Origin of the sequence: Thalassospira sp. B30-1 (assembly GCF_015767575.1) — a bacterium.
Taxonomy (GTDB): domain Bacteria; phylum Pseudomonadota; class Alphaproteobacteria; order Rhodospirillales; family Thalassospiraceae; genus Thalassospira; species Thalassospira xiamenensis.
The window spans coordinates 1,727,974-1,740,193 of the sequence record NZ_CP065232.1; the positions used below are offsets into that span (position 1 = coordinate 1,727,974).

Annotated in this window: 21 protein-coding genes; 13 read left to right on the top strand and 8 right to left on the bottom strand. The window is 53.8% G+C overall.

Annotation, left to right across the window (positions count from 1 at the left end; genetic code table 11):
• Positions 1 to 3: 3 nt before the first annotated feature.
• From IT971_RS08275 to IT971_RS22575, 11 genes are all read left to right on the top strand, one after another.
• Entirely contained in the window at positions 4 to 1,869 is a 1,866-nt protein-coding gene (locus IT971_RS08275) for an SPRY domain-containing protein (protein WP_196871190.1), read from the top strand.
• Positions 1,838 to 2,098, top strand: a complete 261-nt coding sequence (locus IT971_RS08280; protein ID WP_196871191.1) for a hypothetical protein — start codon at positions 1,838 to 1,840, stop codon at positions 2,096 to 2,098. The genes IT971_RS08275 and IT971_RS08280 overlap by 32 nt, the downstream gene beginning before the upstream one ends.
• Positions 2,025 to 2,315 carry a hypothetical protein gene (locus IT971_RS08285; protein WP_196871192.1) on the top strand — a complete coding sequence of 97 codons (291 nt, stop codon included), beginning with the start codon at positions 2,025 to 2,027 and terminating at the stop codon, positions 2,313 to 2,315. The genes IT971_RS08280 and IT971_RS08285 overlap by 74 nt, the downstream gene beginning before the upstream one ends.
• 14 nt (positions 2,316 to 2,329) lie before the next feature.
• Positions 2,330 to 3,013 (top strand): DUF4376 domain-containing protein, encoded by a 684-nt coding sequence (locus IT971_RS08290; RefSeq protein ID WP_196871193.1) that lies wholly within the window; start codon positions 2,330 to 2,332, stop codon positions 3,011 to 3,013.
• A 76-nt stretch (positions 3,014 to 3,089) separates the two neighbouring features.
• Positions 3,090 to 3,419 carry a phage holin family protein gene (locus tag IT971_RS08295; RefSeq protein WP_196871194.1) on the top strand — a complete coding sequence of 110 codons (330 nt, stop codon included), beginning with the start codon at positions 3,090 to 3,092 and terminating at the stop codon, positions 3,417 to 3,419.
• 1 nt (position 3,420) lies between these two features.
• A complete protein-coding gene (locus tag IT971_RS08300; RefSeq protein WP_196871195.1) occupies positions 3,421 to 3,660 on the top strand; it encodes a hypothetical protein in 240 nt (79 codons plus the stop codon).
• Positions 3,641 to 4,141 carry a transglycosylase SLT domain-containing protein gene (locus IT971_RS08305; RefSeq protein WP_196871196.1) on the top strand — a complete coding sequence of 167 codons (501 nt, stop codon included), beginning with the start codon at positions 3,641 to 3,643 and terminating at the stop codon, positions 4,139 to 4,141. The genes IT971_RS08300 and IT971_RS08305 overlap by 20 nt, the downstream gene beginning before the upstream one ends.
• Entirely contained in the window at positions 4,141 to 4,605 is a 465-nt protein-coding gene (locus tag IT971_RS08310; RefSeq protein WP_196871197.1) for a hypothetical protein, read from the top strand. The genes IT971_RS08305 and IT971_RS08310 overlap by 1 nt, the downstream gene beginning before the upstream one ends.
• 217 nt (positions 4,606 to 4,822) lie before the next feature.
• Positions 4,823 to 5,209 carry a hypothetical protein gene (locus tag IT971_RS08315; RefSeq protein WP_196871198.1) on the top strand — a complete coding sequence of 129 codons (387 nt, stop codon included), beginning with the start codon at positions 4,823 to 4,825 and terminating at the stop codon, positions 5,207 to 5,209.
• A complete protein-coding gene (locus tag IT971_RS08320) occupies positions 5,182 to 5,922 on the top strand; it encodes an SOS response-associated peptidase (RefSeq protein ID WP_196871199.1) in 741 nt (246 codons plus the stop codon). The genes IT971_RS08315 and IT971_RS08320 overlap by 28 nt, the downstream gene beginning before the upstream one ends.
• A gap of 129 nt (positions 5,923 to 6,051) precedes the next feature.
• Complete coding sequence (locus IT971_RS22575; RefSeq protein ID WP_196871200.1) at positions 6,052 to 6,243, top strand: KTSC domain-containing protein; 192 nt, start codon at positions 6,052 to 6,054, stop codon at positions 6,241 to 6,243.
• Between the two features lie 156 nt (positions 6,244 to 6,399).
• Here the strand turns inward: IT971_RS22575 and IT971_RS22580 are convergent, their stop codons facing one another.
• Entirely contained in the window at positions 6,400 to 6,798 is a 399-nt protein-coding gene (locus IT971_RS22580; RefSeq protein WP_196871201.1) for a type II toxin-antitoxin system PemK/MazF family toxin, read from the bottom strand.
• Positions 6,788 to 7,063: a helix-turn-helix domain-containing protein gene (locus IT971_RS08335; protein WP_371734412.1), complete on the bottom strand. Its 276-nt coding sequence runs from the start codon at positions 7,061 to 7,063 to the stop codon at positions 6,788 to 6,790. The genes IT971_RS22580 and IT971_RS08335 overlap by 11 nt, the downstream gene beginning before the upstream one ends.
• A gap of 61 nt (positions 7,064 to 7,124) precedes the next feature.
• Between IT971_RS08335 and IT971_RS08340 the strand changes: the two genes are divergently transcribed.
• Both IT971_RS08340 and IT971_RS08345 read left to right on the top strand, forming a co-directional pair.
• The gene (locus tag IT971_RS08340) at positions 7,125 to 7,421 is read left to right on the top strand and encodes a hypothetical protein (RefSeq protein ID WP_196871202.1); all 297 of its coding nucleotides are present in this window, start codon (positions 7,125 to 7,127) and stop codon (positions 7,419 to 7,421) included.
• Positions 7,418 to 8,299, top strand: coding sequence for a BRO family protein (locus IT971_RS08345; protein ID WP_196871203.1), 882 nt, complete (start codon positions 7,418 to 7,420; stop codon positions 8,297 to 8,299). The genes IT971_RS08340 and IT971_RS08345 overlap by 4 nt, the downstream gene beginning before the upstream one ends.
• 110 nt (positions 8,300 to 8,409) lie before the next feature.
• On the opposite strand, the gene IT971_RS08350 is transcribed toward IT971_RS08345, so the two are convergent.
• The 6 genes from IT971_RS08350 to IT971_RS08375 form a co-directional block, all read right to left on the bottom strand.
• Positions 8,410 to 8,589, bottom strand: coding sequence for a hypothetical protein (locus tag IT971_RS08350; protein WP_196871204.1), 180 nt, complete (start codon positions 8,587 to 8,589; stop codon positions 8,410 to 8,412).
• Between the two features lie 12 nt (positions 8,590 to 8,601).
• The gene (locus tag IT971_RS08355; protein WP_196871205.1) at positions 8,602 to 9,471 is read right to left on the bottom strand and encodes a hypothetical protein; all 870 of its coding nucleotides are present in this window, start codon (positions 9,469 to 9,471) and stop codon (positions 8,602 to 8,604) included.
• Between the two features lie 561 nt (positions 9,472 to 10,032).
• Positions 10,033 to 10,704: a hypothetical protein gene (locus IT971_RS08360; protein ID WP_037987691.1), complete on the bottom strand. Its 672-nt coding sequence runs from the start codon at positions 10,702 to 10,704 to the stop codon at positions 10,033 to 10,035.
• Positions 10,701 to 11,024, bottom strand: coding sequence for a HigA family addiction module antitoxin (locus IT971_RS08365; RefSeq protein WP_063092858.1), 324 nt, complete (start codon positions 11,022 to 11,024; stop codon positions 10,701 to 10,703). Before IT971_RS08365 ends, IT971_RS08360 begins: the two co-directional genes overlap by 4 nt.
• Positions 11,024 to 11,302: a type II toxin-antitoxin system RelE/ParE family toxin gene (locus tag IT971_RS08370; protein WP_255356833.1), complete on the bottom strand. Its 279-nt coding sequence runs from the start codon at positions 11,300 to 11,302 to the stop codon at positions 11,024 to 11,026. The genes IT971_RS08365 and IT971_RS08370 overlap by 1 nt, the downstream gene beginning before the upstream one ends.
• A gap of 192 nt (positions 11,303 to 11,494) precedes the next feature.
• Entirely contained in the window at positions 11,495 to 12,133 is a 639-nt protein-coding gene (locus IT971_RS08375) for a YitT family protein (protein ID WP_063092859.1), read from the bottom strand.
• Between the last annotated feature and the right edge of the window lie 87 nt (positions 12,134 to 12,220).

A 12,220-nucleotide genomic window follows, 5' to 3' on the forward strand; every position in this document is an offset into this window, starting at 1 on the left:
TCAATGTCGATCCTTTTTGACAATCCGCCCCCGGCAATCGGCTGTGGCGACCCCGGTGATCCGATTGATTTTGCATGTCTGTTTAATGGTTCATCGGCGACACCTGCCTATTTGCGTCGCGCGCCCGGCACCGCATCGCCGATCTATAAAATCGCAATTTCGGTGTGGGCCAAAACTGTTTTTTTCGGCGGTTCTGTCGGGCCGTTTCTCACCGCAGGGCTTTCCTCTGCTGCTTCACAATGGGTCATGTCAAACAACATCGGTCGGGGTGATGGCGGCGTCACCAATACAGCATCAATTGCACCATCGCATCGTGACCCGGCAGGTTGGGGCCACTACCTGATCAAGGCGAACGTAACGCCTGGAACCGCACTTGCTGACCGTGCAGCTTTCACGGCGAACGGGGTCACATTCACTCTCGCGTCGAACCTGATGGATGATGGCGTAGCATTGCGGCTTCTTGACCCGCAGTACTGGCAGGCTATCGGCGCAAATTTGAATTCAAGCGGTTCCCTGATTGATGGGAACCAAAGCGTCTATGTCTCAGAGTTTATCGCGATTACGGGTGATGCTGTCGATGCCGTATCCGCTTACGATTTCGGCTACTTCAATTCTGATGGGGATTGGGTGCCTAAAGCCTTTTACGGCAAGGGGCTTGGTGCGGCTGTTTATGGAGCCAACGGTTGCCACCTCGATTTCGGTGATGCACTGGACCTTGGCAAAGATGTGTCCGGCAATGGCAACCATTTCACAGCCGTTGGCCTGACGGTCGATAATCAGTTCACGGATACCCCGACGAACAATTTCGCCGTTGGCAACCCGCTGGATGCGCCCACGCCAGCCGGGAGGATTTTGTCGGAAGGTAACACAGCGTGGCAGCCCGCGCATAATCCGGGTGAAGGGCATATTGCCGCATCCATGCTAATCCCGGCTGGAAAATATTACTGGGAGGTTCTGGTCGAGATTGGCGCACCATTCTCACCCAGCACCATTGTTCCAGCTATCGGTTTCGCACATCGTTCTGTGGCTGTTAACGAAGCTAATGGGGCTGCCAATGGGCTTTTCCACTATCATTCTAATGGCAATCTTGTTGCCAATCCATGGGGCACCGACAGTGGGTATCCGTCGTGGACTGTTGATGATGTTGTCTCGGTTGCGATTGACCGGGAAACCGGGGATTGCTGGTTTGCCAAAAACGGGGTCTGGATTTCCGGTGATCCGGTGGCTGGTACCGATCCGGCCTTTACCATCCCGGCAGACTGGCTTGACGGATTGCGGGCGTCTGTGCAGGACAGTGCGGCAAGCGGTGCAATCAAGGCAAAGGTCAATTTCGGTCAGTTCGCCTTTGACTATCCGGTGCCGGATGGCTTTCGGACGTTATCCACATCGGGTATGCCGTGCCCGGATATTATGAACCCGGATGATTATGTCACGACCCGCGAACGGGCTGGCGGTGCAGATATCACAGACCTGCCTTGGAACCCGACCATCGGCAAAACCTTCCATATGGCAAAGCGCCTTGATGGTGTTTCGAACTTCCGGGTTTCCTGCACTGTCTTGGGCGACAATCTTGCGATCAATTGCAATGTTGGCGGTGCCGAGGTCGCAAGCAGCCTTTCCTTCACGGCGGGCGGCATTTCGGTTGGTGCGGATGCGGAATATCAGGGGCAGGTTTTGCACCAATTCTGGCGGGCCAGCCCCAAGGCCGGTGCGGATTTTGTGGTAGTCGAACACGTCAACGGGACACCCACCGTCTTTGCGCAGGCCACTGGCGGGCTTTTCGACTATGCCGAGGTTTATCCGCTCGGGTGGCAACATCCGGGTATTCCACAAGGATATGGCCGCAGGTGCGTATCTGATCCTCAATGACAAGGGGACCACCACCGATGCGGGCTGGCTCACCCGCACGGCCAACACGGGTACGCTTGGCGCGCAAATGGCATCCGGTCGATACCTGATCCGCATGCATCGCATAGTGCCGCAATTCTGTGCTGTGACCAGCGGCAAGGGCACTGGTGTTGTCGATGGCATGTTCGTTCCAATGGATTTCGAACCCGCGCATCTTCGTCGGCAAGGACGCATCGGACGGACTTTATAACTGGGCGATGTATTGCTCCGATATTTCATCGGGCAACCCGGTTTCCGATGCCTTGCGGTTCAACCTTGATACCGCCGTCGTTTCCGCTGTTCCCGTCGATATGAACAGCAGCGGCGGGAAGGCGCGAAACGCCGACAATTTCATCAACAAGCTGAACGCCACATACCGGTGCATTGCGTGGGCCAAAACGCCCGGCAAGTTCGCACGTGCGCGATAATCAGGAGACAGACCATGACTGCGCTTTATGCGATTTGTGACGATCAGTGGGCTTTGGTCAAAACGGCCAGCAGCCCGATGGGCCTCAAGGCAGAAACCGGCAAAACCTACAGCAATGCCGCCTTGGCATCGGTCGAGGATTTGCGGGACAACTTCGTTCTGGTGATTGATCAGGGCACCAAGCCCGATCAGGAATGGCAGACGGTGATCGGCAACCCGACCGTTGTGATTGATGGTGATCCAGAAGCCCCGGAAACGATGACCGCCACACTGCAATATTCCACCCAGCCGATCAGCCTTGAAGCGGCGAAGGCGAAGCTGAAAGAGCGGGCCAAGAAGTGCAAATTTGAACGCATGGATGCTGGTGTCGAGTTCGAGCTTGGCGGGACGACATACGTTGCCCAGACAGACAGCGAAAGCCGGGCTTTGCTGATGGCCGTTTACTTCAATGCTCTTGCGGGTGGCCTGCCTGACGGACGCAATTGGCGGTTCCGCGACAATTCCTATCCCCATCTAACCAGCGCGGAAATCATCGCGTTGGGCGAAGCTGTCAACGTGATGGTCGCCGCCTGTTTCGACCAGCAGGCTGCACATGATGCGGCGATTGATGCGCTGCCCGATCTGGATGCCTGCAAGGCATATAATTGTGCGACCGGGTATCCGGCGGAGCCTGATATTACTGTCGTTCCTGAAATCTAGTTGCCTCAATCACGCCCGTTTCAGTCAGTCGCCAATCGGCGGCTTTTTTTATGCCTGAATGGTAGGGGGTGCCGGCATGGACAAGCCGCCGCACGAGTTTGAGCCGCAATGGCTCGTGGCGTTAAAGCTTTGGTGGCCAGTAGCGGGGCTGACGATCTACGCCCGCATTCTTTGGCACCGGAACCTTGTTGCAAAAGGGTTTCGACGTTTTTGGGGGCGAGAGCTTTTGTGGGAGCTGGTCACCGCGGGGTTCTGTTTCGCCATTTCAATGGGGATCGCCGATTACTTCGATCTCAGCATAACCGGCGCTTGTGCGGTCGGCACCTTCATCGGGTGGCTCGGTCCAAAGGGGCTGCAAGCCTTTCTGTTGGGCGCAATCAAATCAGGAAATTCGAAAGGGGTCTGACATGGATCAGATTGCATATGTGGCGCCGTCCATCGCGGCGGCGTCGGTTGTTCAACTCGTTCTGGCGCTGATTGCGTTTGTCATCGTGCGCTGGGTTCTCAAATGGCTCGACCGGATCATCGATTTTGATTTCAAAGGGTGGATTTCCAATGCGAATGACAATGCTGTGTCTAATTATCTTGGTTACCGGATTCTGGCCGTCTGCATCTTGGTCGGGCTTATTGTTTCCGGATCGCTTTGATCATGAATTCCGCCAGCACGCGGGGCGTTACCTGCCCGGGCTTGATTGGCGTCTCCTGAAAGCCCAGTGCTATCAGGAAAGTCTTTTGCGCCCGGATGCGGTTTCGCCCGTGGGTGCGCAGGGGCTTTGTCAATTCATGCCCGGGACGTGGCGACAGGTTTCCGGGCAGATCGATCTGCCGCCCAATGCATCGGCCTTCATGCCGCAGCTCTCGATCCGGGCTGCGGCGTTTTATATGGCGGGGCTTCGCGGTCAGTGGTCGGCAAAGCGGCCTGAATGGGATCGGCATAGCCTGGCGCTGGCCAGTTACAATGCCGGTCTGGGGCATCTTCTTTCGGCGCAGCGGGCATGTGGCGGTCCGTCGCTTTATCCGGAAATCATCGCATGTCTGCCCGATATCACCGGGCGGCATTCGCGTGAAACCATCACCTATGTTGACCGCATTTGGGGCTGGTACCGGCAAATGATCGGGGGTGGGTGATGCGAAATATCTTCAAGCTTGTGGCGGGTGCCTTCACCGGCGGCGGCATGATGTGGTGGTTCGTCGTGGGCGGGGTGGGATTGCTGTTTGCTGCGGTCAGTGTGCAGACCATTCGCCTTGATGGTGCGCAGGCGCGGATCGAGGCGGAGCAAATGCGGTCGGTGCGATGGCGTGATGCCAGTATCGAAAACATGGAAACGATCAATCGGTTGCGGTTGGCCGGTGCCCGGATTGAGCGGGCATTGGCCGACGAACGTGTCCGGCGATCCGGGGCGGAAGCCCGGTATCGCACTTTGATGGAGGGGGTGAATGATGCGCCGAATGATGGTTGTGTCGGGCCTGCTGTGGGTGGGCTTTTTGACAGGTTGCGGGACGACGCCAGAGCCGATCCGGACAACGGAATATATCTCGGCAACGGTACCGGGGGCCTTAACCGCCTGCAAGCCCGTTCCGGCGATCCCTGATCCGCCGGTTACCGATAAAAAGGTTGGCCGGTATATCGTCGATCTGATCGATGCGCATGATGATTGCTATGGCAAAAACCGCAAGATCGGCGCGTTGTTCGGCCCGGATATACATTCCGGCCCGTAAATCGTGAATATGTTCCTATTTTAAGAACATATATTGAACATATTGGGCGGTCTCCTATATCCTGTGCATCCAGAATGGAGGCCCTTGGATATGAGCGATCGCCCTTTTTTGTCTTGGGTTGAACAGTTTCAACAGTTTGCGACTGATTTCGAAATCTATCTGGCCGAGTTTCCCGAGAATGGCTGGTATCGGCGGTATCTGGATGATTACCGCCGCCTGTTTGATGCGATCTTGGCAGGTGAAAATTTCCATCCGCAGCGCCAGCCATATCAGTCATTCCATGCGGCTGTCTTGCTGATGCTTGATGGTCGCAAGAAGCTGACGCCGCTGCAGCGGCGGTTGAAAAAGGGGTTGCTGGTCCGTTGGCAAAGATTACATAATTCCGCAGGGATACGTGGCCGCGAAGGATTGGACAAAGGTGGCCCGAGCTTTTGGAGCGGATGCAAGGCATGTGCGGGCGTTACTCACACGAAATGACTTGGGCCGAGATATACGCGCATTCGGGTTTGCTGTTCCCGTCTCCTGAAAAGGACCCGGAACCGAACTATAACACCGCTCCGACCCATTATTGCCCGGTGGTGCTTTCCGATGGTTCGAATATATGGGGTGAATATGCCTTTTGGGGTTTTATCCCGCCGTGGTTTGACAAGGACCTGTCTGATAAAAAGTTCAATACCATCAATGCCCGGATCGAGGATGTGACGCAAAAGGCGACATATCGCGGATCGATCCAGCGTCATCGCTGTCTTGTCCCGGCGACCTGCTTTTACGAATGGCAAACGGCGGGACGCGCGGAGGGCGAAAAGGGTAAAAAGCAGGCTTATGCGATCGGTGTTGCTGGCAAGGATGACGGGGTTTCGTCCTTCATGATGGCCGGTGTCTGGTCTCATTGGGTCGGCACGCTCAAGGCCGAGCGGTTTGAAGCCTATACCTTTGCTTTGCTGACCCGCGAAGCTGGACCCAAGATGGGTGAAATCCACCATCGCGAACCTGCGATCCTGATCGATGATGAAATCGGTACCTGGCTTAGTGCCCCGCTTGATGAAGCCCTTTCAAAACTGACGGTTCCATTGCCGTCGCAGCTTTTGCGGTTTCACAAGGTTTCAGACCGTGTTGGTTCCGTCCGGAACAATGACGCGGATCTGATGCGACCGGTTGATGACCGTCCGCAACAAGGAAGCCTGTTCTAGGCTTCCTATTCCCAATCACGCCCAATAGATACCCTCGTTACGTGCGGGGGTCGGGTATTTCTGTTATTTAGTATTGTTGAATATGTAGGGGTTCCTCGCTACCATTATGCCTTTAAGTGGGAGGAGCGGGTGCCATATTTCAACTCAACGGCAATTAGCCGAGCCGAGTACGATGAGCCGACGCAGGTGCTGCAATTGTGGTTTGTCGATAGTGGTGGGCCGTATAGCTACTACCGGGTCCCGAAATGGATATTTGACGGGCTGTGTCAGGCTCGTTCAAAAGGTGGGTACTACAACCGGTATATTCGCGATAAATTCTGACCTGTGGTTGCTCTAAGGCACCTTGAAAAACAAAGGCCACGCAAGGGCTTGTAATCGCCTCTATCAACGTGGCCTGCCGTGGGTACGGTCTTAACGCCCGATGCTTGCGCAGCGCGGGTACGTGTTTCATGTAACAACTTGTCTTGTTAAAGTCAACTAGAGCCCAAAACTAAACGCGCAGGCTTCTCTGATTTTCTTTAGAAGATCAGCATCTAATTCATTGTTATTGTATATTCTTTTGCCATCCAGAGCTTTCCCGGTTCTGATCATATCCAGTCGGCTGAAGCTGGCGACTGTGATCATGTCGCACTTTGCCCACATCTCTGTTGCAGTCCATCTTCCGCCAAGCGGATCGATTTCAATCTTCACGTGGCATGCGGTTTGTAGATTGGGAGGGGTGGTACTCAAAGGAACTACTGTGCACAGTCCCGGTCCCTGGCGCTTTCGCGGTGAGATCACGACGACAGGGCGACGTTTTATCATTTCAGGGGCTTCATAGCCCCGATAGTCACAAGTAAGAAACCTGCCGGGTCGCGGATGAAATCTAATTGGCATCGGGCACTCGTTTACGGAGCCGCACGCCCGGGCCTTCGCCGTTCTCGGCGATGAAGATTACTCCGGCATTTTCCAAAGCGCGGGTTATTTTATCGAGCGTTGTGGCGTAACCGCTGGTGCTGCTGTTTTCGAATCTGGTGATAGTCATTGCGGAAACCCCGGCGATTTTTGCTAGGTCTCTGACGCCCAGTCCGAGTGCGGTTCGCGCCATCTTGCATTGCACTGGTGTTATCACTGTAATCAAACCTGTTGACATGGTAAACATTCGGACTTAACCTGTTCACAGAGTAATCAAGTTTGATGTTCTGGACAACAGGTGAATTGCAATGTCAGTTAAATTCGAACCGCCGAAAGGCATTACGGAATTGGATGATGTTTTTGATGTTCTCAAGTTGGTCGGTGACCGGGATGAGGATAGTCATCTCTCGGCTTGGCGCGAGGATCAGTTGCGGGTGATCCCGGCTGTGACGTCCGGCGAGCTGGAAAAGAAATTCGACATACTGGAAAGCTGGGTCAGTCCCGGTTGTAATGGGTTGCATGAGCTGGATTGCTTGCAGGTCCTTGCGTGGGTTCGTTCCATCCGCAAAGACGCGGTCACAATGCTGGAAGGGGCAAAGTCATGACCCTGCCGGTATCATTCGATTTTGAAGGTCAGTCGGTTCGTACCTTTGATAGGGACGGGGTGATCTGGTTTGTGTTGGTTGATGTTTGCAAGGTTTTGGAGATTGCCAATTCAAGAGATGCTTCGGCGCGGTTGGATGATGATGAAAAAGATACCGTCGTTATTACCGACGGTATTCCGGGAAATCCTACAAAGACAATCATCAACGAAAGCGGCCTCTATTCACTGATACTGACCAGCCGCAAGGAAGCGGCCAAACGGTTCAAGAAATGGGTGACTGCGGAGGTGCTGCCGTCGCTTCGCAAGCATGGTCATTATGAAATGCCCGGTTCGTTGCCGGTCACCAGTCGCCGGAATTTGCCGCCCTCGGCAGTCCCGCGATCTGAACGGCACTATGATCTGGCGCTCGTGCGCGAGGCGCGGGCGACTTACGGCGAAGCCGGGGCGCGATATGTTTGGGCCAATTCGCCAACCTTGCCCGATATGTCCTGTATGAGTGAACAGGATCGGCTTGATGATCTAGCCCGGATGCGGGCCGAGGATTGTTTGCGGTATTTGTTGCGCCATTCAATGGGGCGCGGGGTGCCGGTATCGGAGATGATCGTTTTTGCGCAATACCGCGATGACGTGAAAATCGCGCTTGAGGAGCGGGGGATCAAGGTTTCCCCGAGCCGCTATCGGGGTAAGGTAGTGCTGGCGTCCGATCATCCGTTTCTCAATCGGGTTTATGCCGCGACCGATTGGGCGGGAATTTATCAGCGGATTTTGAAAGACCTTCCGGGGTCACATGTGACGCGCCATTCCCTGACGTTCGGTGATGAAGAAAGTCCGGGCGTGGTGGTGCCACTCGTGATCGTTAACAATATCGGCGGGTTTTAACAGGCGATCATTATCAAGGCCCGATCTGGACAGTTTCGGCGGTAACGTTCTTGGAAAAGAAAAAGGGGCGGTCTAAGCTCCACCCCTTTTGAATTCCGTATTAACCACGATTACTCGGGCCGGTAGAACGTGCCGATAGCAACTTCGATAGGCACAATGTATGGGACCGGTTTAACGTCGCTGAACTTATCCGCGAGCTTTTCAGCTTCGAGCAGTTTACCTCTCAGCGTGGTTTGATTCTCAGCAGGCGTTTTCTCAAGTCTATCACGAACTGCTTCTGCAAGTGACATCGCTTAACTCCCTTATGCCTGTATTAAGTGGTGGTGTAGATAAAAAGGTATTCTCTGTCTGTCAACAAATCCTGTAAGTGGATCATTATAATCACGAATTGCTGACCGCATTTCTAAGTCATCCGTATAGTCGTCGATTTCGATTCTCAGTTCTTTTAGTTTTACGACGTCTAAGTTGCGTCCATGTGAACGCCATCTTTTGTGATTGGCCAAGTCGCTAGCGATCTGCTTCGCGCGTACGTTTTTTTCTTCGATTGTGACCGGCGTGCCAGGATTTGTTGTCCTATGCTGTGTCCAATCCCTGAACTTATAGTTAACAAGCCAGTCCGTTAGCAGATCGATAGACAAGTCTCTTGCTTGCTCGTAAAGGGCCAGTTTTGCCAAATCGAGTGACTTGAGCAGGACAACGTCAGCTGGTTGTAGGTTGCCCTTCTGGACTAGCTCATGAACCTTGTCGTAGTAACCCATTGCAGGGACGTATTCTCCAGTTCCAGAAGCGGGAACTTGCGGATCAATTGGGCCAAGGCTCGACGCATAATCCATATAGATCTTATCGCCTGACATGCAAAAGATCGTTCCAGCAGACATCGCCATATCAGGAATGACAAAGTAGACATTATCGTAATGGTTGCGGAGAACGTTAACCATCTTCTCTGTGGTTTCTGCTGATCCGCCACCTGTGCGAAGTACGATAGATACAGTGCCGTCAGTTCGTTCTGATCTATCTCTTACTTCTTCGACAAAATCTCTGAATATCCGGAAATACTCCGGAAAAATACCACCGTGATAGAAGATCACATCTGACGAAAGATGCTGCTCAAGAACGAGTGCCTTCTCATTGACAAGGTCAAAGATTGACCTTTCAAACATATCTGGTGTCATTCGCCTTCCCCGTGAGGCTGCTTATTTATTATTCGCGTATATGGTGTCATCGTTGGTGCGAGCGATCAAGTGAAAATGGATGACCTTATTGTGAGAAATTTGACGTCGATTGCAGCCTGATCTGAGGCGTTTCATTTGAAAAAAATTAGACACCGGTTCCGTAACTCATTGGAATTACACAGCGTGAACAAAGCAGGAAAATTGTCTAACGGTCTATGATTTCAAAGAAAAACGCACACACTTCTAATCTGTAGGTTGCAGGTTCGAGTCCTGCAGGGATCGCCATTTTTCTTTATGTTTTTCAGTATGTTGCGAGTTTCCTCGTCTTTGTGGATTGGGGTCGCTAGTCACTTTGGCTGCTGCGCCGGCCTCATGGCCGGTGATCGCGCCGATTTCGATCCATTCATGGTTCCATTTCGCGCAGGCGCGTTATCGCGGGATGCTCCCGTCATGGGGGAATCTTTGATGAGGTTGGTGGTGCGATGGCGGCCCGCATGAATTTGCACAAAGGCCGCTGCGTCAAACGGCTAGCCCTTGGGGGCTGTGGGCAATGCGGTGTCTTTATCTGTTCAACAGTATACTGGCATATGCCTGACGTTCGCTACGCAGCTCTTCATTCGCAGCAATCAAGCTGTTTGCAATATTCTCAATTGCTTCCAGGGTTTCGGCGGGGGAAGTAGTAGTGGTGTATTTTTGTTCACCAAGCGGCTTTGTTTTCTCGACGATTTCCTTTGCGGCATCTCGCAGCGATCTAGGAAAATCGGTATTGGCCGCGATGGTCTGTGCTTGATTGCTGTGAGAGACAGCCCCTTTGACGTCAACTCTGATGTTGTTCCAGTTGTTCTCGACTTTGCCGCTTTCGGCGTAAGGAGTTGCTAAGAGTGTCTTGCGGGCTTTTCCAATATGTTCCTGTGCGTCTTTGATGGTTCTGTCAGTAACGCGCAAAAGCCTGTCCACAGGGTCGAGTTCGCGATTAACGGCGTCCTCGCGATTTGCCTGAATATGTTCGCGGGTCGACAAAATAACAAATATACCGCCCATGAGCCCCAATCCGCCCGCCAAAACCGTCTCCCATTGAAATTTGACCCACATGGAGCAGAACATATTGCCAATTGGTCTACATGATTGATCGATAATCAGTCCAGCGGCGGAGAAAGCGGCGCTCGCAATGAAGGCGGCGGGTAAAGGCCACCACTTTTTGAGTTTTTGAGTGTACAATTTCACTATGGTCAACTCGCCGCCCGCTCCGGCGGATACACAGTTTGCGGTTGCCAGTCGGCTTCGGCCTGTTCGCCGTCCCAGGCATCAACCGATGCCTGAAGGTTCACCCAGAACAGTGTGGTGGTGCCAAGCGTTTTGGCGATGCGCGCGGCCAGCGGGGCGTCAATACGGGCATGGCCGTTGATGATGCGGCTCAGGTGTTTTTCGCTGATTTCGACATCGTCGGCGAAATGCTTTTGCAGGATTTTGCGCGGGACAAGGTAATGTTCGCGCAGGATCACGCCCGGATGGGTCGGGCGGCGATTGCGGCGAAGCGGTCGGGGTGCGTTCATCAGTGATAATCCTCCAGATCAAGGATCACGATATCCTTGCCGTCCCATGTAAAGGTGATGCGCCAGTTTCCCGAAACACTCATGGCATATTGCCCGGCACGATTGCCGATCAGCGGATGAAATTTCCGAACCCCCATGCAGTCGGCGAGATCGGCGATGCCATCAAGATGATCAAGGATCAGCAGGGCGTTTTTCTGGAAACGTTTGTCAACATAGCGCGACTGTCCGTTTTCAAACAGTTCGCGCATGCCCCTGTGCTTGATATCCCTGATCGGCAACGGGGTTCCTTCCGAACGGTTTGCGCATCACAAGATAACCAAAATGGTAAACTTGCCAATCATTCCTGTCCAGATTAATTTACCAGAATGGTTAATTAGGATGTGTGAAAGTTCTATTCTTCGGGTGGTTGCGCCCTCTGATCCTGCGGCCTTTCGGCGGCGGAAATATCAGTAAGGTGGCGTTTGGACGGGTTATCGGGCGGCCAGATACCGGCCCGGGCGGTGGTTAAGGGCTATGATCAGGTTGAGCACGACAGCGCCGAGGATCGAGAGCAGGACCTTGTCAAAGGGCAGGGTCAGGAAGGCGCAGGCGAGGATGACGAGATCGACGGCGAGCTGGAAATAGCCCGCGCGGATGCCGAAATGTTCCTGTAGGAACAGGGCGAGGATATTGATCCCGCCGAGCCCCGCGCGATGGCGAAACAGCATCAGAAGGCCGATCCCCATCAGCGCACCGCCAGCAATCGCGGCGAAGATCGGGTTGAGCATCGAGAAATCGATCCACATCGGCATCAGTTTTGAAAACAGCGAGACAAGCCCGACCGCGATGAAGGTCTTGATGGTGAAAGCAAGCCCCATGCGTTTGAAGGCCAGCCAGTAAAACGGCAGATTGATCGCAAAGAAGATCACGCCAAAACCGATGCCGGTGGCATGTTCGATCAGAAGGGCCGCCCCCGCCGTGCTGCCGGTGACCAGCACGCTTTCGCTATAGAGCATCACACCGAGCGACACGACCATGGTGCCGAGCAGAAGGGCCAGCACATCCTCGTGCAGGCGGTGGCCGAGATCGGGTTTGGTGGTTTCGGCGGTGTTGGTTGTGGTGCTGGTCATGAAGGAATCGCCGGTTACGGATTGAACAGGCTATCAAATTACGCTTTTCGCATGTGCGAAACAAGCCGGGGCTGGCGACCGGGGGAA

Excerpts from the sequence above, each read along its gene's own strand:
- IT971_RS08275 (WP_196871190.1), top strand. The coding sequence starts at position 4 with ATGTCGATCCTTTTTGACAATCCGCCCCCGGCAATCGGCTGTGGCGAC.
- IT971_RS08280 (WP_196871191.1), top strand. The coding sequence starts at position 1,838 with ATGGCCGCAGGTGCGTATCTGATCCTCAATGACAAGGGGACCACCACC.
- IT971_RS08285 (WP_196871192.1), top strand. The coding sequence starts at position 2,025 with ATGGCATGTTCGTTCCAATGGATTTCGAACCCGCGCATCTTCGTCGGC.
- IT971_RS08290 (WP_196871193.1), top strand. The coding sequence starts at position 2,330 with ATGACTGCGCTTTATGCGATTTGTGACGATCAGTGGGCTTTGGTCAAA.
- IT971_RS08295 (WP_196871194.1), top strand. The coding sequence starts at position 3,090 with ATGGACAAGCCGCCGCACGAGTTTGAGCCGCAATGGCTCGTGGCGTTA.
- IT971_RS08300 (WP_196871195.1), top strand. The coding sequence starts at position 3,421 with ATGGATCAGATTGCATATGTGGCGCCGTCCATCGCGGCGGCGTCGGTT.
- IT971_RS08310 (WP_196871197.1), top strand. The coding sequence starts at position 4,141 with ATGCGAAATATCTTCAAGCTTGTGGCGGGTGCCTTCACCGGCGGCGGC.
- IT971_RS08315 (WP_196871198.1), top strand. The coding sequence starts at position 4,823 with ATGAGCGATCGCCCTTTTTTGTCTTGGGTTGAACAGTTTCAACAGTTT.
- IT971_RS08320 (WP_196871199.1), top strand. The coding sequence starts at position 5,182 with ATGTGCGGGCGTTACTCACACGAAATGACTTGGGCCGAGATATACGCG.
- IT971_RS22580 (WP_196871201.1), bottom strand. The coding sequence starts at position 6,798 with ATGCCAATTAGATTTCATCCGCGACCCGGCAGGTTTCTTACTTGTGAC.
- IT971_RS08335 (WP_371734412.1), bottom strand. The coding sequence starts at position 7,063 with ATGTTTACCATGTCAACAGGTTTGATTACAGTGATAACACCAGTGCAA.
- IT971_RS08340 (WP_196871202.1), top strand. The coding sequence starts at position 7,125 with ATGTCAGTTAAATTCGAACCGCCGAAAGGCATTACGGAATTGGATGAT.
- IT971_RS08345 (WP_196871203.1), top strand. The coding sequence starts at position 7,418 with ATGACCCTGCCGGTATCATTCGATTTTGAAGGTCAGTCGGTTCGTACC.
- IT971_RS08350 (WP_196871204.1), bottom strand. The coding sequence starts at position 8,589 with ATGTCACTTGCAGAAGCAGTTCGTGATAGACTTGAGAAAACGCCTGCT.
- IT971_RS08355 (WP_196871205.1), bottom strand. The coding sequence starts at position 9,471 with ATGACACCAGATATGTTTGAAAGGTCAATCTTTGACCTTGTCAATGAG.
- IT971_RS08365 (WP_063092858.1), bottom strand. The coding sequence starts at position 11,024 with ATGAACGCACCCCGACCGCTTCGCCGCAATCGCCGCCCGACCCATCCG.
- IT971_RS08375 (WP_063092859.1), bottom strand. The coding sequence starts at position 12,133 with ATGACCAGCACCACAACCAACACCGCCGAAACCACCAAACCCGATCTC.